The sequence below is a fragment of the Mariniluteicoccus endophyticus genome, from assembly GCF_054780035.1.
The window spans coordinates 143,602-170,123 of record NZ_BAAGXC010000020.1 but is presented as its reverse complement, the minus strand read 5'-3'; the positions used below and the strand labels follow the sequence as shown (position 1 = coordinate 170,123).

Annotated in this window: 23 protein-coding genes; 15 read left to right on the top strand and 8 right to left on the bottom strand. The window is 70.9% G+C overall.

Annotated elements, in window-relative coordinates; translation table 11 throughout:
- Positions 1–50 precede the first annotated feature (50 nt).
- Complete coding sequence (locus ACYVGD_RS10145) at positions 51–656, bottom strand: MMPL family transporter (protein WP_460743393.1); 606 nt, start codon at positions 654–656, stop codon at positions 51–53.
- A 493-nt stretch (positions 657–1,149) separates the two neighbouring features.
- On the opposite strand from ACYVGD_RS10145, the gene ACYVGD_RS10140 reads away from it, so the two are divergent.
- The 9 genes from ACYVGD_RS10140 (at position 1,150) to ACYVGD_RS10100 (ending at position 10,533) form a co-directional block, all read left to right on the top strand.
- Positions 1,150–1,608: a hypothetical protein gene (locus ACYVGD_RS10140; protein WP_460743391.1), complete on the top strand. Its 459-nt coding sequence runs from the start codon at positions 1,150–1,152 to the stop codon at positions 1,606–1,608.
- A 1-nt stretch (position 1,609) separates the two neighbouring features.
- Entirely contained in the window at positions 1,610–2,512 is a 903-nt protein-coding gene (locus tag ACYVGD_RS10135; RefSeq protein WP_460743389.1) for an FAD:protein FMN transferase, read from the top strand.
- A 401-nt stretch (positions 2,513–2,913) separates the two neighbouring features.
- Entirely contained in the window at positions 2,914–3,792 is an 879-nt protein-coding gene (locus ACYVGD_RS10130; protein WP_460743387.1) for a 3-methyladenine DNA glycosylase, read from the top strand.
- A gap of 240 nt (positions 3,793–4,032) precedes the next feature.
- A complete protein-coding gene (locus ACYVGD_RS10125) occupies positions 4,033–5,052 on the top strand; it encodes a L,D-transpeptidase family protein (protein WP_460743385.1) in 1,020 nt (339 codons plus the stop codon).
- Positions 5,053–5,148: 96 nt separating this feature from the next.
- A complete protein-coding gene (locus ACYVGD_RS10120; RefSeq protein ID WP_460743383.1) occupies positions 5,149–6,081 on the top strand; it encodes a DMT family protein in 933 nt (310 codons plus the stop codon).
- Positions 6,012–7,292, top strand: a complete 1,281-nt coding sequence (locus tag ACYVGD_RS10115; protein WP_460743409.1) for a glycosyltransferase — start codon at positions 6,012–6,014, stop codon at positions 7,290–7,292. The genes ACYVGD_RS10120 and ACYVGD_RS10115 overlap by 70 nt, the downstream gene beginning before the upstream one ends.
- 33 nt (positions 7,293–7,325) lie before the next feature.
- The gene (locus ACYVGD_RS10110; RefSeq protein WP_460743381.1) at positions 7,326–8,474 is read left to right on the top strand and encodes a glycosyltransferase; all 1,149 of its coding nucleotides are present in this window, start codon (positions 7,326–7,328) and stop codon (positions 8,472–8,474) included.
- A 100-nt stretch (positions 8,475–8,574) separates the two neighbouring features.
- Positions 8,575–9,549: a DUF4192 domain-containing protein gene (locus tag ACYVGD_RS10105; RefSeq protein WP_460743379.1), complete on the top strand. Its 975-nt coding sequence runs from the start codon at positions 8,575–8,577 to the stop codon at positions 9,547–9,549.
- Positions 9,550–9,558: 9 nt separating this feature from the next.
- Positions 9,559–10,533, top strand: coding sequence for a carbohydrate kinase family protein (locus ACYVGD_RS10100; RefSeq protein WP_460743377.1), 975 nt, complete (start codon positions 9,559–9,561; stop codon positions 10,531–10,533).
- On the opposite strand, the gene ACYVGD_RS10095 is transcribed toward ACYVGD_RS10100, so the two are convergent.
- Positions 10,523–11,257: a VIT1/CCC1 transporter family protein gene (locus ACYVGD_RS10095; protein WP_460743375.1), complete on the bottom strand. Its 735-nt coding sequence runs from the start codon at positions 11,255–11,257 to the stop codon at positions 10,523–10,525. The genes ACYVGD_RS10100 and ACYVGD_RS10095 overlap by 11 nt on opposite strands.
- 213 nt (positions 11,258–11,470) lie before the next feature.
- On the opposite strand from ACYVGD_RS10095, the gene leuS reads away from it, so the two are divergent.
- The gene (gene leuS, locus ACYVGD_RS10090; RefSeq protein ID WP_460743373.1) at positions 11,471–13,966 is read left to right on the top strand and encodes a leucine--tRNA ligase; all 2,496 of its coding nucleotides are present in this window, start codon (positions 11,471–11,473) and stop codon (positions 13,964–13,966) included.
- Between the two features lie 18 nt (positions 13,967–13,984).
- Here the strand turns inward: leuS and ACYVGD_RS10085 are convergent, their stop codons facing one another.
- A complete protein-coding gene (locus ACYVGD_RS10085) occupies positions 13,985–14,968 on the bottom strand; it encodes an endonuclease/exonuclease/phosphatase family protein (RefSeq protein WP_460743371.1) in 984 nt (327 codons plus the stop codon).
- 294 nt (positions 14,969–15,262) lie between these two features.
- Here ACYVGD_RS10085 and ACYVGD_RS10080 point away from each other — a divergent pair, with 294 nt between their 5' ends.
- The 5 genes from ACYVGD_RS10080 (at position 15,263) to holA (ending at position 21,438) form a co-directional block, all read left to right on the top strand.
- Positions 15,263–16,138, top strand: coding sequence for a helix-hairpin-helix domain-containing protein (locus ACYVGD_RS10080; RefSeq protein WP_460743369.1), 876 nt, complete (start codon positions 15,263–15,265; stop codon positions 16,136–16,138).
- A complete protein-coding gene (locus ACYVGD_RS10075) occupies positions 16,135–18,477 on the top strand; it encodes a ComEC/Rec2 family competence protein (RefSeq protein WP_460743367.1) in 2,343 nt (780 codons plus the stop codon). Before ACYVGD_RS10080 ends, ACYVGD_RS10075 begins: the two co-directional genes overlap by 4 nt.
- Positions 18,474–19,637, top strand: a complete 1,164-nt coding sequence (locus tag ACYVGD_RS10070; RefSeq protein WP_460743365.1) for a hypothetical protein — start codon at positions 18,474–18,476, stop codon at positions 19,635–19,637. Before ACYVGD_RS10075 ends, ACYVGD_RS10070 begins: the two co-directional genes overlap by 4 nt.
- Before the next feature lie 308 nt (positions 19,638–19,945).
- Positions 19,946–20,413 carry a class F sortase gene (locus tag ACYVGD_RS10065; RefSeq protein WP_460743363.1) on the top strand — a complete coding sequence of 156 codons (468 nt, stop codon included), beginning with the start codon at positions 19,946–19,948 and terminating at the stop codon, positions 20,411–20,413.
- Between the two features lie 53 nt (positions 20,414–20,466).
- Complete coding sequence (holA, locus tag ACYVGD_RS10060; protein WP_460743361.1) at positions 20,467–21,438, top strand: DNA polymerase III subunit delta; 972 nt, start codon at positions 20,467–20,469, stop codon at positions 21,436–21,438.
- A 53-nt stretch (positions 21,439–21,491) separates the two neighbouring features.
- On the opposite strand, the gene rpsT is transcribed toward holA, so the two are convergent.
- The 5 genes from rpsT to lepA all read right to left on the bottom strand — a co-directional run bounded on the left by rpsT (position 21,492) and on the right by lepA (position 26,302).
- Positions 21,492–21,755 carry a 30S ribosomal protein S20 gene (gene rpsT / locus ACYVGD_RS10055; RefSeq protein WP_460743359.1) on the bottom strand — a complete coding sequence of 88 codons (264 nt, stop codon included), beginning with the start codon at positions 21,753–21,755 and terminating at the stop codon, positions 21,492–21,494.
- Between the two features lie 120 nt (positions 21,756–21,875).
- Positions 21,876–23,078 (bottom strand): ornithine--oxo-acid transaminase, encoded by a 1,203-nt coding sequence (gene rocD / locus ACYVGD_RS10050; RefSeq protein ID WP_460743357.1) that lies wholly within the window; start codon positions 23,076–23,078, stop codon positions 21,876–21,878.
- Positions 23,079–23,170: 92 nt separating this feature from the next.
- Positions 23,171–23,719, bottom strand: a complete 549-nt coding sequence (locus ACYVGD_RS10045) for a rhomboid family intramembrane serine protease (RefSeq protein WP_460743407.1) — start codon at positions 23,717–23,719, stop codon at positions 23,171–23,173.
- 148 nt (positions 23,720–23,867) lie between these two features.
- On the bottom strand, positions 23,868–24,446 hold the full coding sequence (locus ACYVGD_RS10040) for a nucleosidase (protein ID WP_460743355.1): 579 nt from the start codon (positions 24,444–24,446) through the stop codon (positions 23,868–23,870).
- A complete protein-coding gene (gene lepA / locus ACYVGD_RS10035) occupies positions 24,443–26,302 on the bottom strand; it encodes a translation elongation factor 4 (RefSeq protein ID WP_460743353.1) in 1,860 nt (619 codons plus the stop codon). The genes ACYVGD_RS10040 and lepA overlap by 4 nt, the downstream gene beginning before the upstream one ends.
- Positions 26,303–26,522: the final 220 nt, after the last annotated feature.

Genomic DNA, 26,522 nt, shown 5'->3' with positions numbered 1-26,522 from the left:
GCCGCACCCACGTCCACTACCGGGACGAGGACAGCGACCGCGCTACACCACTATCGGGGACTCAACTCCGCGCCGAACGCCGGCCCGCCGGTCACCAGCAGCGACATCCCCGTCGGCGTTTGGCCCGCGATATCCGTGCGCAGTTCCTTGATCACCGCCGCCGTATCCGAGTTCGTCTCACCGACCTTGATCGGTGTGATCAGGACTGCGGCCTTTCCGTCATCGCTCACCACCGGCCCGGTCGACTTTGCGTCTGCATCGGAGTGGGAGTCGAGCATCGGGAGGCGATCCCCAAGTTTCTCGATCTCGCCCTCCGAGAGCTTCGCTCCGTCATCCCGGGATGCGACGACGAGCACGGACTGGCGGTGCGCATTCGGGAACTTGGCCATCAACTCGCTCGTGCGCGTGGACTCGGCACGAGCAGGCGCCTGAGCGTTGCGTGCCGGCGCTTTCGCTGACCCGAATACGCCGAACAAACCAACCATGACCAACAGAACCAGGCCGATCGAGATCCACGCGCCACCGCGCGAGGTCAGCCGGTCGGACAGGGGTCTACGCGCACGAGAGATTGTCATGCCATCAACTTCACATGGAAGTCCCCGTGCGGCATCGCGCACAGTATTGAACTGAATCTCAACCTTTTGGACGATCCTCACGGCCCCGAGCGCCACGGTACTCAAGCGCGCCCGCGGTGTCGTACGCGAGCCCGGGGCCGCGCTCGAGCTCACCCGGCAGGTGTCGGCGTACGCGCCCTCGGCGTGGACCATCGCGTCAGGCTCGACGTGCTCAAGGAGCAGGGGACGCGATGCTGCGTACCTGGCGAATGCCGGGCGGGTCCGCCTGATGGGCCACGACCCCGACACCGCCGACGCGATCGACGAGCTCGTCGAGCGAGGGGCCGGGGCCGCCCAGTTCCCGACGACGCTCGAGGCCGCCCACCGGCGGGCCTCGCCGACCGCGGCGACATCCTCGTCGGCGAGCTCGCCGACCTGGTGCTGTGCCACCACGTCCACCGGTGGCTGTGGGTCGCGGGCACCCTGCCGGCCGCCTTCTGAGCGACTGACATCTGTCCCTGAGGGCACGCACAGGCCCTGCACAGCCCCCGTTTCTAGCGTCGTGGTCATCGAGCAGCGATCCGAAGGAGCGGACATGGACCACGCGTACGAGCCCACCCCCGGCGAACGGCCGGGCGGGCCACACCCCTCGGCGAAGCGGCGCGGCCGGGGAGTGGCCACCGCCGTGACCGTCGCCGTCGGCGCGGCCATCGTAGGGGCCGGAGGGACGGCCGTGGCCAGCGCCGTCACCGCCCCCGAGACCCCCGTGCAGACCCAGAGCGGACGCATGGGCGGCCCGGGAGGGCGCCCCGGTACGGACGGTGGACGCCACGGCGGGACGGGACGTGGTGGCATGCCCGGCCAGGGCGGTCAGAACGGGCAGAACGGTCAGGGGGGACAGGCCGGCCAGAGCGGTCCCGAGGGCATGCCAAGCGCTCCCGGCCAGCAGGGCCAGGACCCCAGCGGCCAGCCGGTCCCGGACTCGACCACATCGGGGCCGATCGTGCTCCGTGCGGCCGACTCCGATGCGCACGTCGACACTCTGGAGGCCTGACATGACGAGTTCGGCCACCTGGCACGAGGGCTCCATGCCCGTCACCGTCTGGGTCACCGACGAGGCGCGCCTGCTGGCGGCCACGTCCGTCGTCGGCGCGGTCGTCGCCGACCTGGATCGAGTGGCAGGTGATCATCCCGACGCCGAGGTGCGTCGCATCGCGACGCGCCTGCCCGAGGGCGTACAGGTCTCGGAGACGCTGCGCAAACTCATGGTCGGTGCACTCCAGCTCGCGGCGCGGACCGGGGGTCTCGCCTCGCCGGCGGCCCCCGCGTACGGCCCCGACCGGGGCTTGGTCGACCTGAGCGACGAGACCGTGGGGACCACCCGCGTACGTGTCGTGGGGACCAACCCGGGATGGATGCGGATCGCGTTGCGCGGCGACGTGCTGGTCGTGCCCGCCGGCGTCGCCCTGGACCTGGGCGCCCACGCGCGCGCCACGGCGGCGGACCATGCTGCCCGGCGCACGACGGCCGAGCTGGGCTGCGGGGTTCTGGTGAACGTCGGCGGCCACGTCGCGACGGCTGGGGAGGCCCCCGACGGCGGCTGGCAGGTCCGCGTACGCGATGTCGTTGCCGACCCCGGTTGCCAGGTGACGCTCGTCGGGACGGGCGCCATCGCGACCGCGTCGACACGTAGGACGAGCTGGCGCACGTCGACCCGGGCCGCTGCGCGGCTCGCCGACCCCCGTGCGCTCGTGCCCCGGCCACCCGCCTGGGCGACCGTCTCCGTGGCGGCCGAGACCGCCGCCGAGGCACGCGGTCTCGCCGAGGCCGCCTTGGTGCGTGGCGCGGATGCGCCCGCCTGGCTCGAGGCCCTCGGCGTGGCGGCCCGGCTCGTCGAGCCCGGCGGCCTCGTCCGGGTCACGGCGGGCTGGCCGTCCGAGGAGTTCCTGGCTGCGTGAACGCAGCAGAACCGCCCGCAGCTGACCGCGTGCGTCAACAACACCCTGTCGTTCCAGACGGTCCCACCGGGGGTGGTCGAGGACACCCCCCCAGCGGCGGGAAACTGGAGTACTGGCACGACCCACAACTGCTCCGGCCTCCACCGCAGCGTCTGGCTGTCGTCCGTCCCGGCCGCGCGCGTCGCCGTCGTCACCGGCTTAGCCGACGAGGCAACGAGAAGGGCGCGTTCACCCGTGACCGTCAGCCGAAGGCCGTCGCCCACCTGCTGGGCGAGGGCGGCCAGGGCATGAAGACGTCCTGACACCCCATCGGCACTGATGTCCTCTCCCGCTCGCCGACGGCCAACCTCGCGGGCAGGAGGGGACGATCTGTCACGTCCACGCACCTTTAGGATTGTTCGGTGCTCATCCTCGACGGCCCCACATGGCGCGCGCGCCGTGACGCCCACGAGGCCCGCGTCGACGCCCTGGTCGCCGGCCACCGCGAGCGCGCCGCGCGCGGCGAGAAGCACCCCATCGACGACTTCCTGTTCGAGTACTACTCGCACCGACCCGCCCACCTCCGGCGCTGGTCACCCGGCCACGGCGTGGTGCTCGCCGACAGCGACGAGCTGGGGGAACCGCGCGACTTCGTCCGCACCGACGAGGGCCTGATCGTCGACACCCCGGCGGTCCTCGAGCGTCGCGGTGGCACCGTCCGGGCCACGAGGGCGCTGCTGGAGGCCATCGACACCCGTACGCCTTCGTTCAGCTGCTTCGGCATGCACGAGTGGGCCATGGTGCTCGGGCTCCGGCCGGAGGAGACCCGCCACCCCCAGCTCGGCCTGCGGTTCTCGCCCGAGCGGACCGCCGAGATCGTCGCCGAGCGCGGCCTGCGCTGCACGCACTACGACGCGTACCGCTTCTTCACCCCGCAGGCCGTCCCCGCCAACGCGTACGCGCCGACGCGCGCGACCCAGGTCGAGCTCGACCAGCCGGGCTGCCTGCACGTGGGCATGGACCTGTATCGGGCCGCCTACAAGCTCGCGCCCCTGGTGCCGGGTGAGCTCGTCGTTGACTGCTTCGAGCTGGCGCGTGAGATCCGGCTGCTCGACATGCGTTCCTCGGCGTACGACGTGTCTTCGCTGGGCCACACGGCCGTGCCGGTGGAGACCGCGGAGGGCCGCGCCGAGTACGCCCTCCGGCAGAGGGAGCTCAGCAATCGCGCGCGGCCGCTGCGCCGTCGTCTGATCGACCTCCTGCGGGCCCTGTCACCTGTCCCTGGCACGACTGGCGGGTGAACACTGCCACGGTGTAGGCCGTGGGCGAGCAGCCCAGGATCGTGAACGCGAAGATCGCCGGGCCCATGGAGATCGACCCAAAGATCATCAGGCCGACGACGCCCAGCGCGCGGCGGAGGGGTGACGGGTGTGGCGTGTGTGGGTCACGATCTGGTCGCGGAGGCGTTTTACTCTGCGAGCTGGGGCCTGCTCATGGTTACGATCAGGGCGTCGTTTGTCCTCGGACCCAAGGATCGCCCCATGGTCGCGCCCCGCCGTCTCCTCGCCGCCTCGCTCGCCAGCACCGTGCTCGCCATGGCGGGGTGCGCCAACGCGTCGACGCAGGCGGTGCCCACCGTGCCGTGGGAGACGCCGGAAGCCCAGCCGGTCGACGTGCCCATCGACCTGCCGACGCCGACGGCCGAGCCGACCCCCGAGGCCCCGGCCCCCGAGGCCCCGGCCGCCGAGTCCCCGGCGCCCACGCCGGCGGCCCAGCCGTCGAGCGAGCCCACCCAGCAGCCGACGCCCCGGGCGACCCCGTCGAAGAGGAGCACGCTGCCGGCGAAGCCGAAGGCCACCGCTGCCCCGACGAAGGCCGGCGCGCCCGCGCCCGGCCCCGCGGTGATGTCGAAGGGTGCCTCCGGCGACGAGGTCCGTGACCTCCAGGCCCGTCTGGCCCAGCTCGGCTGGTTCTCGGGCAACGTGACCGGCTACTACGGCAGCACGACCTCCAGCGCGGTCGCGGGCTTCCAGTCCAAGCGCGGCCTGACCTCCAACGGCGTCGTCGACCGCGGCACGCTCACGACCCTCCAGTCGATGACGCGTACGCCCACCAAGGTCGAGCTCGGCCTCGAGGCGCCGAAGACCGACAAGCCCGCTGAAAAGTCCGAGGGTGGCCGGTCGGCCGCCGGCCTCGACCCGCGCTGCATGACGGGTCGCGCGCTGTGCATCTCGAAGAAGACCAACACCATGAAGTGGGTCGTCGACGGCCAGGTGAAGTCGACGTTCGCGGTCCGCTTCGGCACCAAGGAGCTCCCGACGCGTGAGGGCTCCTTCCGCGTGCAGTGGAAGTCGCGCGACCACGTGTCGAACATCTACCACACGCCCATGCCGTACGCGCTGTTCTTCTCCGGCGGCCAGGCCGTTCACTACTCGCCCGACTTCGCGGCGCGCGGCTACTCCGGTGGCTCGCACGGTTGCGTGAACGTGCGCGACAAGGGTGGCATGGCGTCGCTGTTCAATCAGGTCAGCGTGGGTGACAAGGTCATCGTCCACCGCTGATCCGCGTCGGGGCACGCGTCGTCGCCTCCCTGAAGCGAACGTGTGCTTCGCTAGACTCCCCCGAGGCGCAGGAACCTGCTGCCTGGAGGGAGTTTCGTGGACGTCAACATCCCGTTGGCCATCGGGCTGGTCCTGATCGCCTCGTTCTGCTTCGCAGGTGGCGCGGTCGGCCAGTTCGCCGCCGTCGGCAAGGTCAAGGGTGGCGACGGTGAGCGCACCGACGACGCCATGTCGGTCGAACAATTCCTGGCCCTGCTCACCAACCTGCGCTGGCTGGGTTCGACCGCCCTGATCGGTCTCGGCGCTGCCCTCCACCTCGTGGCCCTGAACATGGCGCCGGTGACGGTGATCCAGCCGGTAGGCATCCTCGCCGTCGTCTGGTCGGTGCTGCTGTCGAGCCGCATCTACGGCTACCGCAACAACTCCGGCGTGTGGACCGGCGTCGTCATGACGGTCGTCGGCATCGTCGCATTCACCGTGCTCGCCGCCACCTACGCCAAGGACGAGTCCCACCTCAACGAGCCCCTCATCATCGGCTCGGCGATCGGCCTGTTCGTCGTGGGCCTCGTCATCGGGCTGGCCTCCCGCCTGACGCCGCCGACGTTCCGCTGCGTCGCTCTCGCCGGATCGGGCGCGATCCTCTACGGCCTCGCGTCCGCTCTGATGAAGACGATGTTCAAATACCTCGACCTCGGCCACTCGATGACGTCGCCGAACGTCCTAGTGCCGATCCTCGGCATCCTGACCACGTACGCGGTGGGAGGCTGGTTCATCCAGCAGGCACACGCCGTGGGCCATGCCGAGATCGTCGTGGCGACCCTGACCACGGTCGACCCGGTCGTCGCCGTCCTCTTCGGCATCATCGTCCTCGGCGAGGGTGCTCACATCCCGGTCTGGGCGTACGCGCTGATGATCGCCGCCGCCGTCTTGGCCGTGGCCGGTGCGGTGGTCCTGTCGAAATACCATCCCGAGGTCCGCCGTCGACAGCTCGAGCTCCGCGCGGCGGCCGAGGCGGAGGAACCGGCCTGAGCGACGTACGCCTGCCGCGGACCGCGCTCGTCAGCGACTACAGCCTCGCCACCCTCGGCGGGGCCGAAAACGCCTACCATGCGCAGGCCCTCGCACTGGCCGACCACACCGACGTGCTGGCCGTCTCGCCGGTCGCCGACCGCCTGATGGCGCTGGGCGGCCGCGGGGTCCAAGTCATGGGTCTGCGGCCGTGGGTACGCGTACCCGCGCTGGGCTTCTCGCTGCTGCTGAACACCCCTCGGCTCCGTGAGCGGCTCGCGGCCGCGTTCACCCGCCACCGCATCGGGATGGTCCACGTCCACTCCGAGTTCGGCCTCGCCAGTGCCGCGGTCGCGGCCGCCCGCGGGCTGGGCCTGCCCGTTGTGGCCACCGTCCACACCTTCTTCTGGCAGGGCACCCGGGAGCAACAGCTCCCGATCCGAGCCCTCGCACCGTTCCTGTCACCGCTGATCACGGGCCGCAAGCTGCTGCGCGAACCGCTGGCCGACCGCGCCGGCGACTCGGTCCTGCGCAACGTCACGCTGGCCACGGCGCGGGCCGTCGACCAGGTCGTGTCGCCGTCAGCTCACCAGGCCCGGATGCTCGAGAGGGCGGGGTCTGCACCGGTGACGGTCGTGCCGAACACCGTGCCCGACGCGCCGGACGCCCGCCCGCTGGATGCGGTCCACGGCCCCCTGCGCGTGCTGTGGACGGGGCGGTTCGCCGCCGAGAAGCGGATCCTGCCGTTCGTCGCCGCCGCACGCGCCGCCGTCGACGAGGTCGGCCCGGAGCGCCTTCGGGTCGACCTGGTCGGCACCGGTCCCCAACATGCCGAGGCGGTCGCGCTCGGGGCGGGGGAGGGGTTGACGTTCCACGGTCGTGTGGCCCACGACGAGATCCCCGGCTGGATCGCCCGCAGCCACGTCACGGCGCTCAGCTCGGTCGGCTGGGACAACCAGCCGATGACCGTGGCCGAGTCGGTCATGGGCTGCCGCGGCGTCGTCTACTGTGACGAGCGCCTCACGGAGGGCCTCGACGCGGCGGGCATCCCGGCCTTCGGCGACGATACGGTGCTCCGAGACCGCCTGGTCGAGCTGGCGTGCGACCCGGCGCCGGTCGTAGACGCGTCCCGCCGGGCGCTGACGGCGCGTACGATCTTCGGTCGCGACGCGTTCGTGACCGGGCTGGCCGAGGCGTACGCGCGGGCTACCCGTGCTGCGGCCGGCCGGTGATACTGCAGACATGTAGTCGAACGAGAGAGAACGATGCGGATCCTGATCGGGACGGACACCTACCCGCCCACGGTGAACGGTGCGGCACAGACGACCCGTCGACTGGCCCACGCGCTGCTCGCCCGCGGACACGAGGTCCACATCGCGGGCCCCTCGTTCGACGGGCCGCCCGGCGTCGAGGACGACGAGGGCGTCACCCTCCACCGCGTGCGCTCGGTGGCGTGGCCGACCTACAAGACGTTCCCGCTGTGCATCCCCGGCTTCACCGACCTGGCCGCCGGCCGGATGGTCGACGAGATCAAGCCCGACATCGTCCACGTGCAGGACCACTTCCTGCTCGCCGGACGCGTGGTCGTGGCCGCGAAGAAGCGTGGCATCCCGGTCGTGGCGTCCAACCACCTCGTGCCGTCGAACTTCTGGGACCACGTGCCCGTGCCGAAGCCGCTGCGCCCGGTGGGCGCGAAGATCCTGTGGCTCGACGTGTGGCGCATCTTCCGTTTCGCCGACGTCGTCACGTCGCCGACCCAGAAGGCGGTCGACCTTCTCACCGAGGCGACGGGTCTGGAGGCCCGACCCGTGTCGAATGGCGTCGACATCACCCCCTACGAGAGGGCCGCGCGGTCGGCGGTCCACGCCGCGGTGCCGATGGTGTTGTTCGTGGGCCGTCTCGACCCCGAGAAGCGCGTCGGCGAGCTCATCGAGGCGATGGCACGCCTGCCGAAGGACGTGCCCGGCACGTGCGAGGTCGTCGGCACCGGTTCCATGGCCCATGCCTGGCAGCAGCTCTCCGAGCGCGTTGGGGCCACCGACCGGGTGACGTTTCGCGGCTTCATCTCCGACGAGGAACTGCGCGAGACCTACGGTCGCGCCGACGTCTTCTGCATCCCGAGCGTGGCCGACCTCCAGAGCCTGGCGACGCTGGAGGCCATGTCGGCGGCCACGCCGGTCGTCGCGGCCAATGCGATGGCGCTGCCCCATCTGGTGCGTGTGGGCGAGAACGGCTACCTTTTCGAGCCCACCGACGTGGCCGCGCTGACCAGACACCTCGAGACGCTGCTGCGCGATCCCGAGCTGCGCGTACGCATGGGCCGGGTCAGCCGCTCGATGGTCGAGGAGCACGCCATGGGGCCGGTCGTGGACACCTGGGAGGAGATCTACGACGGGCTGCTCGCCCGGCGCTGAACCATCCACAGGGTTGCCGACACTGCGAGGGGAAATCCATCCCACCGGCGATCCGCCGACGTGCCGGACCGGCGTTCTCGGCGAGTAAGTCTGATCGGGCATGAAGCCCACTGTCGTACGCGCGGGTGATCCCGCCGAGCTGCTGTCCCTCATCCCCTACATCGTCGGCGTCGAGCCCGCAGAGAGCCTCGTCGTCCTCGGTCTGTCCGGCACGCGCGTGGTCGCCACCGCGCGGGTCGACCTCGACGACTGCCTGTTCCGCGCCGACCAGGTCGCCGCGGCCGCCCTCGGGCAGGGTGCCGACTCCGTCATCCTCGCCGTCTACGCCGCGTCGAGGGATGGCATCGACGACCTGCTCGACCTGTTCGCCTCGATGTTGCCGCTCGAGCTGTCGATCTCCGAGGCGTTCCTCGTCCGCGACTCGCGATATTGGTGCATGGTGCCGGGCTGCGAGTGCGCCGACGGCATCGCCTTCGATCCGTCGACGACGCGTACGGCCGCGGACGCCGTCCTCGCAGGCATGCGCGTCGCGCCGTCGCGGGAGGCGCTGGCCGGGCTGGTCGCGGGCCCGGAGGGAGACCGCGCCGACGACGTCGACGAGGCCTACGAGCGCGTCGCGGCCCGCGTGGCCGACCTTGACGACCCGCGGGCGCGCGACGCCCTGGCCCTGCGCGTCGAGGAGTTCCTGCTGGCCCCGCGCCGACTCACCGATGACGAGTGCGCCGAGCTGTCGATGCTGGTGGCCCAGCCGACCGTCCGCGACGTGGCGACGCTGCGCGTACGCCGGGTCGACGCCGAGACGCACGTCGACCTGTGGTCCCAGGTCGCCCGCGCCTCCGCCCCGCCGTTCGACGTCGCACCCGTTTGCCTCGCGGGGCTGGCCGCCTGGGTCAGCGGCGACGGCGTGCTGCTCAACGTCTGCATCGAGCGGGCCGAGGCGATGAACCCCGACTTCTCGCTCCTGCAGATCCTCCAGGACATCAGCGACATGGCGCTGCCGCCCGACCACTGGGAGCCGCTGCGCGCCGAGATGGAGAAGGTCGCCTGGGAGGCGGACGGGCGACGGGTGGAATAGCGTGGGCCCATGCGTTTCGTGGTGTGCGGTGAGGCCCTGATCGACCTGGCGCCCCTGGATCGGGTGGACGCGCCCGACACGGCGGGGGCGTCGACGTTCCGCTCGACTTGGGAGGCCTTGTCGGCCGGCGGACCGATGAACACCGCGGTGGGGCTGGCCAGGCTGGGGGAGGACGTCCAGTTCTGCGGACGCTTGTCTTCCGACCGGTTCGGCCGCCAGCTTCAGGCCCACCTGCGCGCCAACGACGTCGGCCTCGACCTCGCCGTCGTCTCCGACGAGCCCACCTCGCTCGCGGTCGTCAGCCTCGACGAGAACCAGAAGGCGTCGTACGCGTTCCACTTCGACCACACGGCGAATTTCCGGTGGTCGCCGGACGAACTGCCCACGCTGGGGGAGGGGGACTGGCTGCAGGTCGCGTCGTTGGTGACGGTCGTCGAACCCGCTGCGGGCGTGCTGCGGGACTGGGTAGCGGGCCAGTCGGTGCCGGTCTCGCTGGACATCAACGTGCGCCCGACGGTGATCCCCGACCCCGTGCGCTACTGGGACACCATCCGGCCGTGGCTCGAGACCGTTGGCGGCCTCGCCGGAGTGCTCAAGGCGTCCGACGACGACGTGGCGTTCCTGGCGCAGGGCTCGGGCGACGAGGGGACCCCCGCCGATGTGCTCGCCGCCTGGGCGGAACGCTTCGGGGCCTCGCTCGCCGTGGTGACGCTGGGGCCGGACGGCGCCGAGGCCGTCCGCACGGGTGGCGAGCGTGTACGCCGGCCAGGTCACGTCGTGGACGTCGTCGACACCGTCGGGGCGGGGGACACGTTCATGGCCGGGTTCCTGGCCGTGTATGCCGACGGGGCCGACCTGGCGGCGGCGCTCGACAGTGGCATCGGCGCGTCCGCGCTCGTGTGCACGCGCCAGGGCCCCCAGCCGCCGACCCGCGACGAGCTCGACGCCTTCCTGATCGACCGGGGCCGACCGATCAGACGCTGACGCCCACCAGGTGGCCGACACCCCAGGTCAGCGCCATGGTCAACGTGCCCACGGCGACGTTGCGCACGATCGGCCTCAGCGGATGGGCGCCGCCAAGCTGGCTGGTGATGACGCCGGTGAGGGCGAGGGCGCCGAGCACGGCCGCCCAGGTGACGGCCATGCGGATGTCGGCGGGGGAGAGCAGCATCGCCAGCAGGGGCAGCACCGCGCCAAGCGCGAAGGCGACCATGGACGCCCAGGCCGCCTGCCACGCGTTCGCGTGCTCGGTGGACGAGATGCCGAGCTCGGCCTCCGCATGGGCCGCGAGCGCGTCGTGGGCGGTCAGCTCGACGGCGACGTCGTGGGCCACCTGCTCCGACAGGCCCTTGTCGCGATAGATCGCGGTGAGCTCGGCGAGCTCCTCCTCGGGCTGCTCGGCCAGCTCGCGCCGCTCCTTGGCCAGCACCGCCAGCTCGGTGTCCTTCTGGGTCGAGACCGACATGTACTCGCCGCCGGCCATCGACAGTGCACCCGCCACCAGGCCCGCCAGCCCGGCCACCAGGATCGCACTCTTCGAGGCCTGCGCGCCGGCCACTCCCACCACGAGGCCCGCGGTGGAGATGATGCCGTCGTTCGCGCCCAGCGCACCGGCACGCAGCCAGTTCAGCTTCGCGCCAAGCCCGCCACCCGACTCCTGCGCAGCGTGTGCAGCGATGTCCGTCACGGGTTCCTCCAGCGTCGTCATGACACCACCATCTCCTCTTCTGAGAGCCGTTTCCAGCAAGGTTGGGCAAGCCAAACAGAGGTACGCCTCACCTAAATGGCGCCACGGAAGGCGTCCCGGCGGCGGGCGGCGGGGGAGCGGCCATGGGAACCGAAGGGCTGCGGTGGCGGATCTCGCTAGACTGCATCGAGCCCCGGTCCGACCGCCGGGGTGCAGCCGCGACAGGGAGAACACGTGAGCCAGCAGGCACCCACCGAGCAGGGGCGCGAGCCGCGCGCCTACGACGCCGCCGCCGCCCAGGAGCGCTGGCAGAAGTTCTGGGACGACGACAAGACGTTCGAACCGCTCGACGACGGCTCGCGCGAGCGCCGCTACGTGCTCGACATGTTCCCCTACCCCTCGGGCGACCTCCACATGGGCCACGCCGAGGCCTTCGTCATGGGCGACGTCGTCGCCCGCTACTGGCGCCTGCGCGGCTTCGACGTCATGCACCCCATCGGCTGGGACTCCTTCGGGCTGCCCGCCGAGAACGCCGCCATCAAGCGCAACGCCCACCCCGCCGAGTGGACGTACGCCAACATCGACACCCAGGCCAACTCGTTCAAGCGCTACGGCCTGTCGCTCGACTGGAGCCGCCGCCTCCACACGTCCGACCCCGAGTACTATCGCTGGACCCAGTGGCTTTTCACACGCTTCTTCCAGCGCGGACTGGCGTATCGCAAGAACTCGTACGTCAACTGGTGCCCCAACGATCAGACCGTGCTCGCCAACGAGCAGGTCGTCCAAGGGGCCTGCGAGCGCTGCGGCGCCGCCGTCACCAAGCGCCAGCTCAACCAGTGGTACTTCAAGATCACCGAGTACGCGGACCGCCTGCTCGACGACATGGCACAGCTGGAGGGCTCCTGGCCCGACCGTGTCCTCGCCATGCAGCGCAACTGGATCGGCCGCTCCGAGGGAGCCCACGTCGACTTCGTGATCGACGGCCGCGACGAACCCGTCACCGTATTCACCACGCGCCCCGACACCCTCTACGGCGCGACGTTCATGGTCGTCGCCCCCGACGCCCCGCTCGCCGCCGAGATCTGCTCCGACGACCAGCGCGAGGCGTTCGACGCGTACGTCGAGAAGACCAAGCAGGCCACCGAGATCGAGCGCCAGTCGACCGAGCGCGAGAAGTCCGGCGTGTTCCTCGGCGTCCACGCCACCAACCCCGTCACCGGCGAGAAGATGCCCGTATGGGCGGCCGACTACGTGCTCGCCGACTACGGCACGGGCGCCGTCATGGCCGTCCCCGCCCACGATCAGCGCGACCTCGACTTCGCCACGGAGTTCGACCTGCCCGTACGCATGGTCGTCGACACCGGCGACGCCGATCCGGCCGAGTCCCGCGTGGCGACCGCCGGCGACGGCGCATACGTGAACTCCGGACCCCTCGACGGCCTCACCGACAAGGTCGCGGGCGTCTCCCGCATCATCGAAGTCCTCGGCGAGCGCGGCACCGGCCGTGGCACCACGAACTACCGTCTGCGCGACTGGCTGCTGTCGCGCCAGCGCTTCTGGGGCTGCCCCATCCCGATCATCCACTGTGGCACGTGCGGCGAGGTCCCCGTCCCCGACGACCAGCTCCCCGTCGAGCTGCCCGACCTGCGCGGCGCCGCGCTCGCACCCAAGGGCACCTCGCCGCTCGCCGGCCCCGACGCCAAGGAATGGCGCGAGGTCGCCTGCCCGACGTGCGGCGGCCCCGCCGAACGCGACACCGACACCATGGACACGTTCGTCGACTCGTCGTGGTATTTCTTCCGCTACTGCTCGCCCGGCCACGACCAGGGCCCCTTCGACCCGGCCGACGTCGCCCGCTGGATGCCCGTCGACCAGTACGTCGGCGGCGTCGAGCACGCCATCCTCCACCTGCTGTACATGCGCTTTTTCACCAAGGTCCTCCACGACATGGGCCTGGTCGAGTTCGACGAGCCCATGCGCCGCCTGCTCAACCAGGGCCAGGTCATCAACCAAGGCAAGGCCATGTCGAAGTCGCTCGGCAACGGCGTCGACCTCGGCGCCCAGATCGACAAGTACGGCGTCGATGCCATCCGCACCACTGTCGTCTTCGCCGGCCCGCCCGAGGAGGACATCGACTGGGCCGACGTCTCGCCCGGCTCCACGCTGAAGTTCCTCCAGCGCGCCTACCGCGTCGCCTCCGACGTCACCTCCGAGCCCGGCACCGACGCCAGCGGCGGCGACGTCACCCTGCGCCGCGTCACCCACAAGACCGTCGTCGACGTCACCCAGCTTCTCGACTCCTACCGCTTCAACGTCGTCGTCGCCAAGCTCATGGAGCTGGTCAACGCCACCCGCAAGGCCATCGACACCGGCTGTGGCGCGGGCGACCCCGCCGTCCGCGAGGCCGGCGAGGCGCTGACGGTCATGCTCTCCCTCGTCGCGCCCTACCTCGCCGAGGAGATGTGGGAGGCCCTCGGCCACCAGCCGTCCGTCGCGAACGCCGTCTGGCCCGACGCCGACCCCGACCTGCTCGTCGCCGAGTCCGTCGAGTGCGTCGTCCAGGTCAAGGGCAAGGTACGGGCCAAGCTTCAGGTCTCACCCGACGCCACCGACGACGAGCTCAGCGCCCTCGCGCTCGCCGACCCCAACGTCCAGCGCTCCCTCGAGGGCCGTGACGTACGCAAGGTCATCGTGCGCGCGCCGAAGCTGGTGTCGATCGTGCCGAGCTAGTCCTCCTCGCGCCTGCCCTCAGGCCTTCCGGTAACGGCCCACGACCGTGCGTACACCCAGGTGGTCGGTGTCGCTGACGCGTACGAGCTGGTGACGCTGGGCCGTCAGGTGGGGGGAGAGCAGGACGTGGTCGATGCCGACCAGCGGGAAGCGTACGAACGACATGCCGTCCCGTGGCCACGTGCGCTGGAACCCGCCGGCCGCGAGGTCGGCCGACGAGCGATAGCCCGCCTTCCAGTAGGGCTGCATGGTCGCGTGACGGTCGATGGCGTTGAAGTCGCCGGCGATGACGAGGTTCTTGTCGAGGTGCGGCGCCAGCCAGCCGTGCAGGGCGGCTGCGTCCACCGCCCACTCACCCGCCGACCGGATCGGCGGCACGGGATGGACGCCCGCCACCAGGATCGGGCCCGAAGGCGTCTCGACGCTCACCAGTCGTGACTCCAGCAGGGTCGGGCCCATGCCCAGATCTTTCACCGGCAACCTGCTGTAGACGACCGTGCCGCGGACGCCCGGGGCGCCCCTGCCCGCACGGTGCGGGTAGTCCCTGTCCATCCCCGCCTTTGTCAGCGCCGCCAGCGTCTCGGGCGTGGCCTCCAGGACGATTACCACGTCGTTGCCCTTCAGGGCCTTCACCAGCTCCGGCCCGCCCATGTGACCGAACTCGACGTTGACCACCGTCACCCCCAGCAGCGTGTCCGAGACCGCCGAGTCGTTCACGTAGTAGGGCGCCACCCAGCTCGTCTGGACCACGAGTCCGGCCAACGCGGGCACGACCAGGAGCATCATCGACCGGTGCCGGGCAGCGGTGAGCGCGGCCAGCGCCAGAAGGAACGTGACCAGCCAGCCCAGCAGCCCGTAGTGGAGGAACGCCGACACCTGCGCCAGCAGCGTCGACCGGCCCTGCAGGCGTGGCAGCAGGCCCAGCGTCAGCGTCGCAGTGGACGGAATCGCAGCCAGGACGGCCAGCACGGCGAACAGGATGGTCAGGATGCGACGTGTCACACCGTTCATACTGCCCAATTGAAGGTTTCTCACACCCAAACAGGACCAGATGGAACTCGTGGAGATCGAAGGGACGCTCGGACCCCGACCGGTGGCAGAACCATCGGCTCGGCTGTCGAGCGGCCGCGCCGCCATCCCCGCCCGAGGACGTTCGCTCCGGGCGGCTGCCTGATCCACCGACCGGCCGCCGAAGGCTGACTTCTCCACAGGCCTGGATCCACCTGCGGGGGAGAACCCTCCACAGCTCCGGGCACGCGGTGACCAGATCGGCGATTCGCGTCCCAATGTGGGGGCATGGCCCTCGAACTGGAGACACCCCCGCGGCGCGGTCGACAGACACCGGTGGTGTCCGACCACGTACGCGCCCGGCTCGACGCCCTGCTCGCCGAGACCCCACCGCGTCGTGCCCTCGTCGAACTCGAACCAGCACCCTTGGCCGGCAGGGACTGCGACGACCCGGACGCCACCCTTGTCCGCAGTGAGCTCCCTCCCGTCGCCGCGGTCGGCACGAACCCCCGGCCCGCGTACGCATTCACCCGCAAACACCTGCTGGTCGTCGCCGCCATGCTGGTGTTGGGCACCCTGGTGGGGCTGTACGCGCTGACCCGCGCCCGCGCCATCCCCATCGAACACGCCGCTGTGCAGGTCGCCGAGGCACCCGCGCCGGCCCCGAGTGCGAGCCCGACCCCATCGGCGACCCCGCTGCGCGTCCACGTCACGGGCGCCGTCAACCGCCCCGGAGTCGTCACCCTCCGGCCCGGCGCGCGGGTGCAGGACGCGATCGACGCGGCAGGGGGACTGACCCCACAGGCGCGTCCGGGCGAGCTCAACCTCGCCGCCGCCCTCGACGACGGCCAGCAGGTCGTCGTCGGGGACGTGCGCCGACCGGGGGGAGAGGTGCGCGGTGACGGCAACGTCCCGCCGTCGGGCGCTCCCGGAGCGACCAGCGCCGCACCCAATGGCAAGCCAGCCCAGGGGGCCAGGCTGAACCTCAACACGGCCACCGTCGACCAGCTCGACGCGTTGCCCGGCGTCGGACCGGTGACGGCCCAGAAGATCGTCGCGTGGCGGACCGAACACGGTCGGTTCTCGAAGGTAGCCGAGCTCCAAGAGGTCCCGGGCATCGGCCCGAAGTCGTTCGCCGAGCTCGAACCCCTGGTGACGGTGTGAGGGAACAACTGCCCGCTGGGCCCGACCTGCGTCTCGTCATGGCCTCGGTCTCCGCGTGGGTGGCGATGTGGCTCGCCACGTCGGGCAGCACCACACTTCAGGGGCTCGGCCTGGCCGCCGGAGCAGGAGCCCTCGTGGCCGGGGCGTGGCGGCGGAACCTGCTGGTCGTGGCCGTCGGTGCCGTCGTGTGCGTGTGCAGTGCCCTGGGCGCACTGCGCGCCCACCAGGTCCGCGAGTCACCCGTGGCAGGGCTGGCGCGCGTCCAGGCCGTCGTGACCATCGACTACCGCGTCGACGGCGACCCCCGGGTCAGCAGCGGCCGATTCGGCGACGCTGTCACGCTGCCGGTCACCGTCGTTGCGCTCGACGGCCGCGGCGAGCGGTGGGCGACCCGCACGTCGGTCGTGGTCCGGGCGTCCGGGGAACGCTTGGAGGTGCTGCGCCGCCAGCAGGTCGGCTCCATCTGGCGTGCCAGCGTGCGCCTCAGTGCGACCGAGCCGGGTGACCACCGGGCGGCGTTCGCGACGCTCGTGGGGGCGCCGCAGGCGTTGGCGGCACCACCATGGCCCCTGCGGGCCGCCGAGCACGTGCGCAGTGGCCTGCGTGCGGCCATGGAGGGGTCGGCCGACGAGCCACGCGCCCTCGTCCCCTCGCTCGTCGTGGGGGACACCTCCGCCATGAGCGACGAGCTGAGGCAGGACTTCATGGTCACGGGTCTGTCCCACCTCACCGCGGTGTCGGGGGCGAACCTCGCGATCATGCTGGCGGCGGTCCTCGCCGCCGCGCGGTGGGTCGGCGTACGCGGCCGTGCCCTCACCGCGGTCGGGCTGGCGACCGTGCTGGTCTTCGTCCTCTTGTGCCGCACCGAGCCGAGCGTGCTGCGGGCCGCGGCGATGGGGCTCGTCATGCTGGCCGCCCTCGGTGGCACGCCGGGATCGGGCAGGGGCCTGCGTCACCTGGGCGCCGCCATGATGGCGCTGCTGCTGCTCGACCCGTGGCTCGCTCGGTCGGTGGGCTTCGCCCTGTCGGTCCTCGCCTCCGGCGGGATCATCGCGGTCTCCGGTGCCTGGCGTGATCGGATGACGTGGTTGCCGCGGCCGGTGGCGGAGGCCGTCACCGTCCCGCTGGCCGCCCAGCTCGCCACCCAGCCGGTCGTCACCGCGATCTCCGGCGAGGTGTCGGTCGTCGGGCTCGTGGCCAACGCCCTCACCGGACCACTGGTCGGCCCCGCGACCATCCTGGGCTTCCTGACCGCCGCCCTCGCGGTGCTGAGCCCCACGGCCGCCAGCTTCACCGGCTGGCTCGCCGGCTGGTGCGCCCAAGGCATCCTGTGGGTGGCCCACGCAGGTGCAGCCCTGCCCGGTGCCTCGTGGAGTTGGCCGGCCGGGGCAGCAGGTCTGGCTCTTGTGACGGTCGGTTCGGGAGCCCTGCTGGTGGTGATGGGCTCGGTCATGGCCCGCCGGTGGTTGGCGCTCGCCTGTGGGCTCGCCATGGTGGTGGCCCTTTCCCGCGCGCCCATGACGCCCGGCTGGCCGCCACCCGACTGGAAGGTCGTCGCCTGCGACGTCGGCCAGGGGGATGCCGTGGTCCTGAAGGCCGGGGAGGGCGAGGCTGTTCTCGTCGACACCGGTCCCGAGCCGCGGGCGCTGTCGGCCTGCCTCGCCGAGCTCGGCGTACGCCGGGTCCCGCTGCTGGTCCTGACCCACTTCCACGCCGACCACGTGGGTGGCATGTCCGCGGTGTGGGGACGCGTGGCTGTGGGACACGTGCTGGTCTCCCCGCTTGAGTCACCCGCCGGAACCGCGGTGGGACTGCGTGCGCGTGCGGCCGCGCACGGCGCGGCAGTTTTGACGGCACGACCCGGCCAACGGATCACCGTCGGCGCCGTTCGCTGGGCGACCCTCGGCCCGACGGGCTCACTGTCGACGCCACGGCCGACGGCCACAACAGGGGAGAGCTCAGCCGAGAACGACTCCAGCGTCGTCGCGACCGCCGATGTCTCGGGGCTCCGCGTGCTACTCACGGGCGATGCCGAGCCAGCGGCCCAGAAGGCGGTCGTCGCGTCCGGTGCCGACCTGCGCGCCCATGTCCTGAAGGTCGCCCACCACGGGTCGTCCCGCCAGGACCCCGAGCTCGTCCGGGCGACGCACGCTCGCGTCGCGGTCATCGGGGTCGGCGCCGACAACCCCCACGGCCACCCTTCCGCTGCCGCACTGCGCCTCGTCGGCCAGGCCGGCATGCAGGTCCTGCGTACCGACACACAGGGCTCCGTCGCCGTCGGCGGAACCCCTGAACGTCCCGTCCTCACCACCCAACGTCGAACTGAAGGAAAGTCATGAACAGACGTCGAACCGGCATCGCCGCTCTCCTCACCCTGCTCCTGGTCATCGGACTCGGAGCACTCGGGCGCTGGCCCGCGCACGCCCGCCCGATCGACGGGTTCGGCCCCCACGGCCTGCGGGTCGAGGCGCCGGGTGGTCTGGCAGAGCTCGGCCAGTATCACCTCGACGGCCTGACCGTCTGGTGCATCGACCTCAACTCGCTGGGCCCCCGCGGGGCCTCGGGCTGGCGTACCGCCCCCATCGACGGCCTGCGCAAGCAGACGGGCTTCGGGGATCGAGGTGGCCGCAGCGACCTCACCGGCGCGCCGTTCAGCGCCGACGAGTTGGCCGAGGTGGCCTGGCTCGTCGACTGGGCCGGGCGCAACGTCCGCGACGACCGCACCGCGGCCGCCGTCGACCATGCCATCCGGCTCCGCACGGTGGGCGACCAGGCACAGAAGACCCGGATGGAGAACCGGTGGAAGGCAGCCGTTGGCCGCCATGCCGAGCTCACGCGCATCCACGCCCAGCTGGAGGCCGAGCTGCGGGGCCGAGCCCTGGACCTGCGCCTGAATCTGGAGCATCACCCCACGGCGACCGCGCCTGGACGTGTCGTCGTGCAGGTCGTGGGCGGAGGACGCCGTGAGGTCGAGGTGACGATCGGCGAACGGGTGCAGCGGGTGATGACCGACGAGAAGGGGACCGCCACCGTAGACATCGCCGCCGGCGCGGGACAGAGGCGGATCAGCGCGGCGCTCGGTGTCCCCGCTCGCCGCCCGGTCCTCCACGTCGCGGACCGGTTCGAGACCGACAACCACGGCGACTCACGCATCCAGCGCATGGTGTCCGCCGGGCCCCGCACCGCGCTGCGGGCAGAGACCGTCATCGACGTGAAGCCTGCCGAGACTCCGACGCCCACGCCGACACCGACACCCACTCCGTCTCCGACGCCCACGCCGACGCCCACTCCGTCTCCGACGCCCACGCCCACTCCGTCTCCGACGCCCACGCCCACTCCGTCACCGACGCCCACGCCGACGCCGACGCCTGTACCGACCTCGACGAGCCCTGCACCTGCCGACGAACCGAAGCCCGAGGCGACGCGTGAGAGCCTGCAGGCGCCGAAGGAGGCTCCCCGGCTGCGGATCCGCTCCGGCGTGCCGGGCGGTGAGTCGTGATGAGAAGACTCGGCGTACCCGTGGCCGTGGCCCTGGTCGTGCTGGTGGCGGTCGTCTGGGCGTTCGTGGGCGGCATCAGGGGTGCACTGGCGCCCACGGACCCGGTTCCGGCGGCGGCGCCGAGTGTCGCGGAGGGTCCGCCGCCGGCCGTTGCGACGTCGTCGGGTTCTCCGACCGGGGCCGTCACACCCGTTCCTGGACCGACGCAGACACCCGTCGACGACCGCGAGGTCATCTCCGAGACGGCATCGTCGGCTCCCACGCCACCGCGCACGTGGCAGTCGGCGCGTCCCGCGGCGGGCATTCCAGTGCCCACTGTCACTGCCGGACCTCCCACGCTCCACGTGCCCTCGCTCGGGATCGCGGCGCGTCTGACGGCGTCGGAGGTCGTGGAGGGGGAGTACGCGGTGCCGCGCGACCCCACACTTGTCGGCGTGCACCGCAGCGGTGTCAGGGGGGTGGAGGCCCGGCTGCGCCCCGGCCCCGGGGTGCTGCTGATGTCGGGGCACGTGGCCGTCGGTGACACGCGCGGCGCCCTGTGGTCGCTGCACGCCCTCGCGCCGGGTGATCCGCTGGTGGTCACCGGGCCGACGGGTACGCGGCGCTGGCACGCCGAGAAGCTGGAGGTCGTCCGTGCCGACCAGCTCCCGCAGGACCTGCTGCGGGGCAGCGGGCCCGAGCGTCTGGTGCTCGTGACGTGCTCGGGCCCGGTCGTGCTCACCGACGGCCGGCGCGCCTATCGCGACAACCTCGTGGTGACGGCCGTTCCCGCATGAGTCGGGCCCGTGGAGGACCACACGTGGCGGTGCGGGCTGGCAGACTGGGGCTCATGTCACCGAAGCGTTCACCGTTCGGCCGTGTGGTCCTCGTCAGCGGGCCCGAGTCGCTCCTGGCCGACCGCTCGGTCGACGAGCTCGTCGCGGCGGCCAAGAAAGAAGACCCGACGGTCGAGATCAACGACGTCGAGGCCGTCCGCCTCGACGGCGGAACGCTGGGCTCGATGACCGGTGGCTCGCTGTTCACCGCCCGGACGGTGGCGGTCATCCGCGACCTCGCCAACCTGCCTTCCGAGCTCCACGACCAGGTCGCCGCGCTCGCGAAGGACCCGCTCGACGACCTCGCCCTCATCCTCGTCCACGGCGGAGGCCAGAAGGGCAAGGGCCTGCTCGACAAGGTCAAGAAGGCCAAGGCCGAGGTCGTCGACTGCTCACCGCTCAAGCCGCGCGACCTGCCCGGATTCGTCACCGCCGACGTGCGCCGTCACCGGGGTCGCATCAGCCCCGAGGCCACCCAGCTGCTCATCGACTCCGTCGGCCACGACCTGCGCTCACTCGCCGGCGCGGTCAGTCAGCTGGTCGCCGACTCCGAAGGCGAGGAGATCCGCCCCGAGCTCGTCCGCCGCTACTTCGGCGGCCGTGCCGAGGTCACCAGCTTCGCCGTCACCGACCAGGCGCTGGCCGGCAACACCGTCAAGGCCCTCGAACACCTGCGCTGGGCCCTCGAGACGGGCGTCGCGCCCGTGCTGATCACCTCGGCCATGGCCAACGGCCTGCGCGGCCTCGGCAAGCTCGCCACCAACCGCTCCGGCATGGGCGACAACGACCTCGCCCGCGACATCGGCGTACCCCCGTGGAAGATCCGCGGCATGCGCCAACAGCTGCGCGGCTGGGACCAGAGCGGCCTCGCCGCCGCGCTGCAGGTCGTCGCCACCGCCGACGCCGACATCAAGGGCGCGGCCGACAACGCCGAGTTCGCGCTCGAACGCTGCGTCCTCACCGTCTCCCGCCTGCGTCGCGGTTGATCCGGACATGAAAACGCCCCGACCACGGGGTCGGGGCGCAGGGGGGCTGTGGCTCAGGAGAGCTTGGCAGCCTTCATCGCGATCTTCGACTTCTTGTTCGCGGCCTGGTTCTTGTGGATGACGCCCTTCGAGACGGCCTTGTCGAGAAGACGCGTCGCGGTGCGGCCGGCCTCCTTGGCCTTCGCGGCGTCGCCGGCCTCGACGGCCTCCTTGAAGCGACGGGTCGCGGTCTTCAGCTGCGACTTGACAGCCTTGTTGCGCTGACGAGCCTTCTCGTTCGTCTTGATCCGCTTCATCTGGGACTTGATGTTCGCCACTGGGCAAGCCTCTGCTAGGTCGATAGGTAAGTTCTATTCCGCGCCGATGCGCGGCACGACGATCAAAGATACCAGCGCGCGCCGGGGCGTACCAAATCTTGCGTACGCCCGGCTGGCGGGTCATGCCTCCAGCGCCTCGGCGAACGTCGACACGAGCAGGTCGATGTCCTCCTCGGTCGCCACGATCGGCGGCGCGAGACGGATCGTCGACCCGTGGGTCTCCTTCGCCAGCACGCCACGCGCCATAAGGCGCTCCGACATGTCTCGGCCGCTCATGCGCGCGGGATCGATGTCGACACCGGCCCACAGGCCGCGGCAGCGTACGGCCTGCACGCCCCGGCCGATGAGCTTCTCCAAGCCCTCGGCCAAGCGCTGCCCCAAGACGGCGGCCCGTTCCTGCATCTCACCCGACTTCAGGATCTGCACGACCTCGTGGCCGACGGCGCACGCCAGTGGGTTGCCGCCGAACGTGGAGCCGTGCGAGCCGGGGGTGATGACGTCCATGATCTCGTGGTCGCAGGCGATGGCCGAGACGGGCACGATGCCACCGCCGAGCGCCTTGCCCATGATGTAGACGTCGGGCACGACCTCCTCGTGGTCGCACGCGAACAACTTGCCGGTGCGCGCCAGACCCGACTGGATCTCGTCGGCGACCATCAGCACGCCGTTCTTCGTGCAGATCTCGCGGACGCCGCGCAGGAAGCCCTCCGGCGGGATCACCACGCCGTCCTCGCCCTGGATCGGCTCCAGCAGCACCGCGACGGTGTTCTCGTCGACCACCCGCTCCACCGACGCCAGGTAACCGTACTTCGCGGCACGGAAGCCCGGGGTGTAGGGGCCGTAGTCGTCGTGGGCCACGTGGTCGTCGGAGAACGAGATGATCGTCGTCGTACGTCCGTGGAAGTTGCCGCCCATCACGACGATGTTCGCCTGGTCCTCGGCCACGCCCTTCTTCTGGTAGCCCCAGCGGCGCACGACCTTCAGCGCCGTCTCGACGGCCTCCGCGCCGGAGTTCATCGGCAGGACGACCTCCTTGCCGACGAGCTCGGCGAGGTCACGGGCGAACGGGCCGAGCTGGTCCTGATAGAAGGCGCGCGAGGTGAGCGTGAGCGTCTCCAGCTGCTGGCGGGCCCGCTCGACCAGGCGCGGGTTCGAGTGGCCGAAGTTCACGGCCGAGTAGCCGGCCAGGCAGTCGAGGTAGCGACGGCCCTCCACATCGGTGACCCAGGCGCCCTCGCCCGAGGCCAGCACCACCGGCAGCGGGTGGTAGTTGTGGGCGGCGTACTTCTCGGTCAGCTCGATGTGCTCACGCGTTGCGCTCATTCGCGAAACTCCTTGATGGGTGGGCGGCTCGTGGTCGCGCTCATCTCATCAGATCGCACGCCACTGCGCCAGATCCCCGGCGGGGCAGGGGATCAGACGCGGACGGGAGTGCGCCTCTTCTCGCGGCGGTGGAGCAGCGATGCGGCGATCACGCCACCGATCGCGCCACCCAGATGTCCCTGCCACGAGACGCCGGCCTGGGTCGGCAGCACGCCCCAGATGATGCCGCCGTACAGCGCCAGCACCACGACCGCCACGAGGATCGACTTCCAGTCCCGCGCCCAGAAGCCACGCATCACCGAGTAGGTGAACCACCCGAAGACCACGCCCGACGCGCCGAGTGTCACCGTGTTCGGCATCGAGCCGATCCACGCGGCCAGCCCCGAGGTGAGCGCCGAGATCGACGTCGACGTCACGAGGCGGCGTACGCCACCGGCGCCCACGAGGATCCCGAAGCCGAGCACGACCAGCGGCAGCGTGTTGGAGATCAGGTGGTCCCACCCCAGGTGGAGGAACGGCGCGAAGAGGATGCCGACCAGACCCTCGGGCGACCACGATCGGATGCCGAACGCGTCGAGGGCGTGGAACATCAGCGTGTCGACGGCCTCCAGCACCCATAGCACCGCGGCCACGCCCAGCATGAACACCGAGGCGCCGCCGGGGGACTCGACGGAGGCGCGGCGGCGCGGGGCGAGGCCATACGTGGTGTGGGAGCTCGTCGTCATGCGTCCATTGTCCCCACGATCGGCCCGTTCCCAAGGGTCGGCGGGCTGTGAGTGCCAGTGAACCTCAGAGCGCGGCGTACGCCTCGGCCAGCGCCTTCGCCGAGATGTCGACCAGGTCCTCCCAGGCCAGGGCGCCCTCGTCGGCGGAGTCGGAGACGTGCTTGATCATCGTCATCTTCACGCCGAGCTCGCCGCACGCGTACGCGATGGCATAGCCCTCCATGTCGACCAGGTCGCAGCGCTTCGCCAGCTCGTCGCGCGCGGCGCCACCGGCGACGAAGGAGTCGCCGGTGCCGAGCACGGGGCCGTCGCCGCCGAGCTCGATGCGGTTGGCCGGATCAGTGTCCATGGCCAGCATGAGCTCCTCGTCGACATCGCGGTTGATGACCAGCGATGGGCGGTGCAGGCCGGCCAGGCCGTCCTTCAGCGAGCCGACCGAGCCGAGGTTGACCACGTGGGCACGTGCGCGCTCCTCGGCGGTGGGCCAGCGTTCCATGATGGCGCGCGTCGTCGCGACGGCGGCGCGACTCATGCCGATGCCGGTGATGACCACGTCGGCGTAATCGGGGAGGTACGCGGCCTCCAGTCGGTGGGCGATGATGATCAGGGGATCGGGCGAGCCCTGACGGGCGTGGGACGTCACTTCTTGTCTTCCTTCTTGTCCTTGGCGCCGCCCTCGCCGGTCGACAGGGCGGCGACGAACGCCTCCTGGGGCACCTCCACGCGTCCGACCATCTTCATGCGCTTCTTACCCTCCTTCTGCTTCTCGAGCAGCTTGCGCTTGCGGCTGATGTCGCCGCCGTAGCACTTGGCGAGGACGTCCTTGCGGATGGCGCGGATGGTCTCGCGGGCGATCACGCGGGCGCCGATGGCGGCCTGGATCGGCACCTCGAACTGCTGGCGGGGGATGAGGTCCTTCAGCTTGCCGGCCATGGCGACGCCGTACTGGTAGGCCTTGTCCTTGTGGACGATGGAGCTGAACGCGTCCACCGGGTCGCCGTGGAGCAGGATGTCGACCTTCACCAGGTCGGAGGCCTGCTCGCCTGCCTCGGTGTATTCGAGCGAGGCGTACCCCTTGGTGCGGGACTTCAGCGCGTCGAAGAAGTCGAAGACGATCTCGGCGAGCGGCAGCTCGTAGCGGATCTCGACGCGGTCCTCCGACAGATAGTCGAGCGCCTTCTGAACGCCGCGCTTTTGTTGGCACAGCTCGAGGATCGTGCCGATGTACTCGCTCGGCGCCAGAATCGTCGCACGGGCGATCGGCTCAAAGACCTCGGCGATCTTGCCGTCGGTCGGGTATTCCGAGGGGTTGGTCACGCGGTGCTCGGAGCCGTCCTCCATCACGACGCGGTACACGACGTTGGGCGCGGTGGAGATGAGGTCGAGATTGAACTCGCGCTCCAGGCGCTCGCGGACGATCTCCATGTGGAGCAGGCCGAGGAAGCCGACACGGAAGCCGAAGCCCAGGGCCGTCGACGTCTCGGGCTCGTAGGTGAGCGCCGCGTCGTTGAGCTGGAGCTTGTCGAGCGCCTCGCGCAGCTCGGTGAAGTCGTTCGCGTCGATCGGGAACAGGCCCGAGTAGACCATCGGGTTGGGGTGCTTGTAGCCCGACAGCATCTCCGAGGCCGGCTTGGCGGCCGAGGTCACCGTGTCGCCCACGCGAGACTGGCGGACCTCCTTCACGCCGGTGATGAGATAGCCGGTCTCGCCGACACCGAGCCGGTCGACCTTCATGGGCTCGGGCGAGATCACGCCGACCTCGAGCACCTCGTGGGTGGCCTTGGTCGACATCATCAGGATCTTCTCGCGGTGGGACAGCTCGCCGTCGACCACGCGCACGTAAGTCACCACGCCGCGGTAGGTGTCGTAGACGGAGTCGAAGATCAGCGCGCGGGCCGGCGCGTCGGCGTCACCGACAGGCGCCGGCACCTGCTTGACGATCTCCTCCAGCAGCTCCTGGACGCCGACGCCGGTCTTCGCCGAGACCTTCAGTACCTCGTCGGGATCGCAGCCGATGATGCCGGCGAGCTCGGCCGCGTACTTCTCCGGGTTGGCCGACGGCAGGTCGATCTTGTTGAGCACCGGGATGATGTGGAGGTCGGCGTCGAGCGCCAGGTAGAGGTTCGCCAGCGTCTGGGCCTCGATTCCCTGCGCGGCGTCGACCAGCAGGATCGCGCCCTCGCACGCCTCGAGCGAGCGGGACACCTCGTAGGTGAAGTCCACGTGGCCGGGAGTGTCGATCATGTTCAGCACGTACGCCTGGCCGTCGACCTCGAACGGCATGCGGACGGCCTGCGACTTGATCGTGATGCCACGCTCGCGCTCGATGTCCATGCGGTCGAGGTATTGCGCGCGCATGGTGCGGTCGTCGACAAGTCCCGTGATCTGCAGCATCCGGTCGGCCAGCGTCGATTTGCCGTGGTCGATGTGGGCGATGATGCAGAAGTTCCGGATGATCGCGGGATCAGTCGTGCCGGCGGCGGGAACGGTCGGTGCCAAGGTGCTTCCAGTCGATCGTGTGCGGGCGGAGGACACGTCATCCTCTCATGCGGCGGCGTGACCCGCACAAAGGTGCAAGGACCCGACGGCCTGCGTGCGTGTCCCCCCGCTAGTCTGCGAGCACCGACAAGACAGGGCTCTTCCATGGTCATGGCAGCCGTCGCCGCCAGGAACTTCGTTGCCGAGTGCCCATCCCGCACGACGTCGCGCAGCTGATGGT

What these genes read in the sequence shown, in the direction of transcription:
- ACYVGD_RS10140 (WP_460743391.1), top strand. Translation starts at nt 1,150, where the DNA reads ATGGACCACGCGTACGAGCCCACCCCCGGCGAACGGCCGGGCGGGCCA.
- ACYVGD_RS10135 (WP_460743389.1), top strand. Translation starts at nt 1,610, where the DNA reads ATGACGAGTTCGGCCACCTGGCACGAGGGCTCCATGCCCGTCACCGTC.
- ACYVGD_RS10125 (WP_460743385.1), top strand. Translation starts at nt 4,033, where the DNA reads ATGGTCGCGCCCCGCCGTCTCCTCGCCGCCTCGCTCGCCAGCACCGTG.
- ACYVGD_RS10110 (WP_460743381.1), top strand. Translation starts at nt 7,326, where the DNA reads ATGCGGATCCTGATCGGGACGGACACCTACCCGCCCACGGTGAACGGT.
- ACYVGD_RS10105 (WP_460743379.1), top strand. Translation starts at nt 8,575, where the DNA reads ATGAAGCCCACTGTCGTACGCGCGGGTGATCCCGCCGAGCTGCTGTCC.
- ACYVGD_RS10100 (WP_460743377.1), top strand. Translation starts at nt 9,559, where the DNA reads ATGCGTTTCGTGGTGTGCGGTGAGGCCCTGATCGACCTGGCGCCCCTG.
- ACYVGD_RS10095 (WP_460743375.1), bottom strand. Translation starts at nt 11,257, where the DNA reads ATGACGACGCTGGAGGAACCCGTGACGGACATCGCTGCACACGCTGCG.
- ACYVGD_RS10080 (WP_460743369.1), top strand. Translation starts at nt 15,263, where the DNA reads ATGGCCCTCGAACTGGAGACACCCCCGCGGCGCGGTCGACAGACACCG.
- ACYVGD_RS10070 (WP_460743365.1), top strand. Translation starts at nt 18,474, where the DNA reads ATGAACAGACGTCGAACCGGCATCGCCGCTCTCCTCACCCTGCTCCTG.
- holA (WP_460743361.1), top strand. Translation starts at nt 20,467, where the DNA reads ATGTCACCGAAGCGTTCACCGTTCGGCCGTGTGGTCCTCGTCAGCGGG.
- rocD (WP_460743357.1), bottom strand. Translation starts at nt 23,078, where the DNA reads ATGAGCGCAACGCGTGAGCACATCGAGCTGACCGAGAAGTACGCCGCC.
- ACYVGD_RS10045 (WP_460743407.1), bottom strand. Translation starts at nt 23,719, where the DNA reads ATGCTGGGCGTGGCCGCGGTGCTATGGGTGCTGGAGGCCGTCGACACG.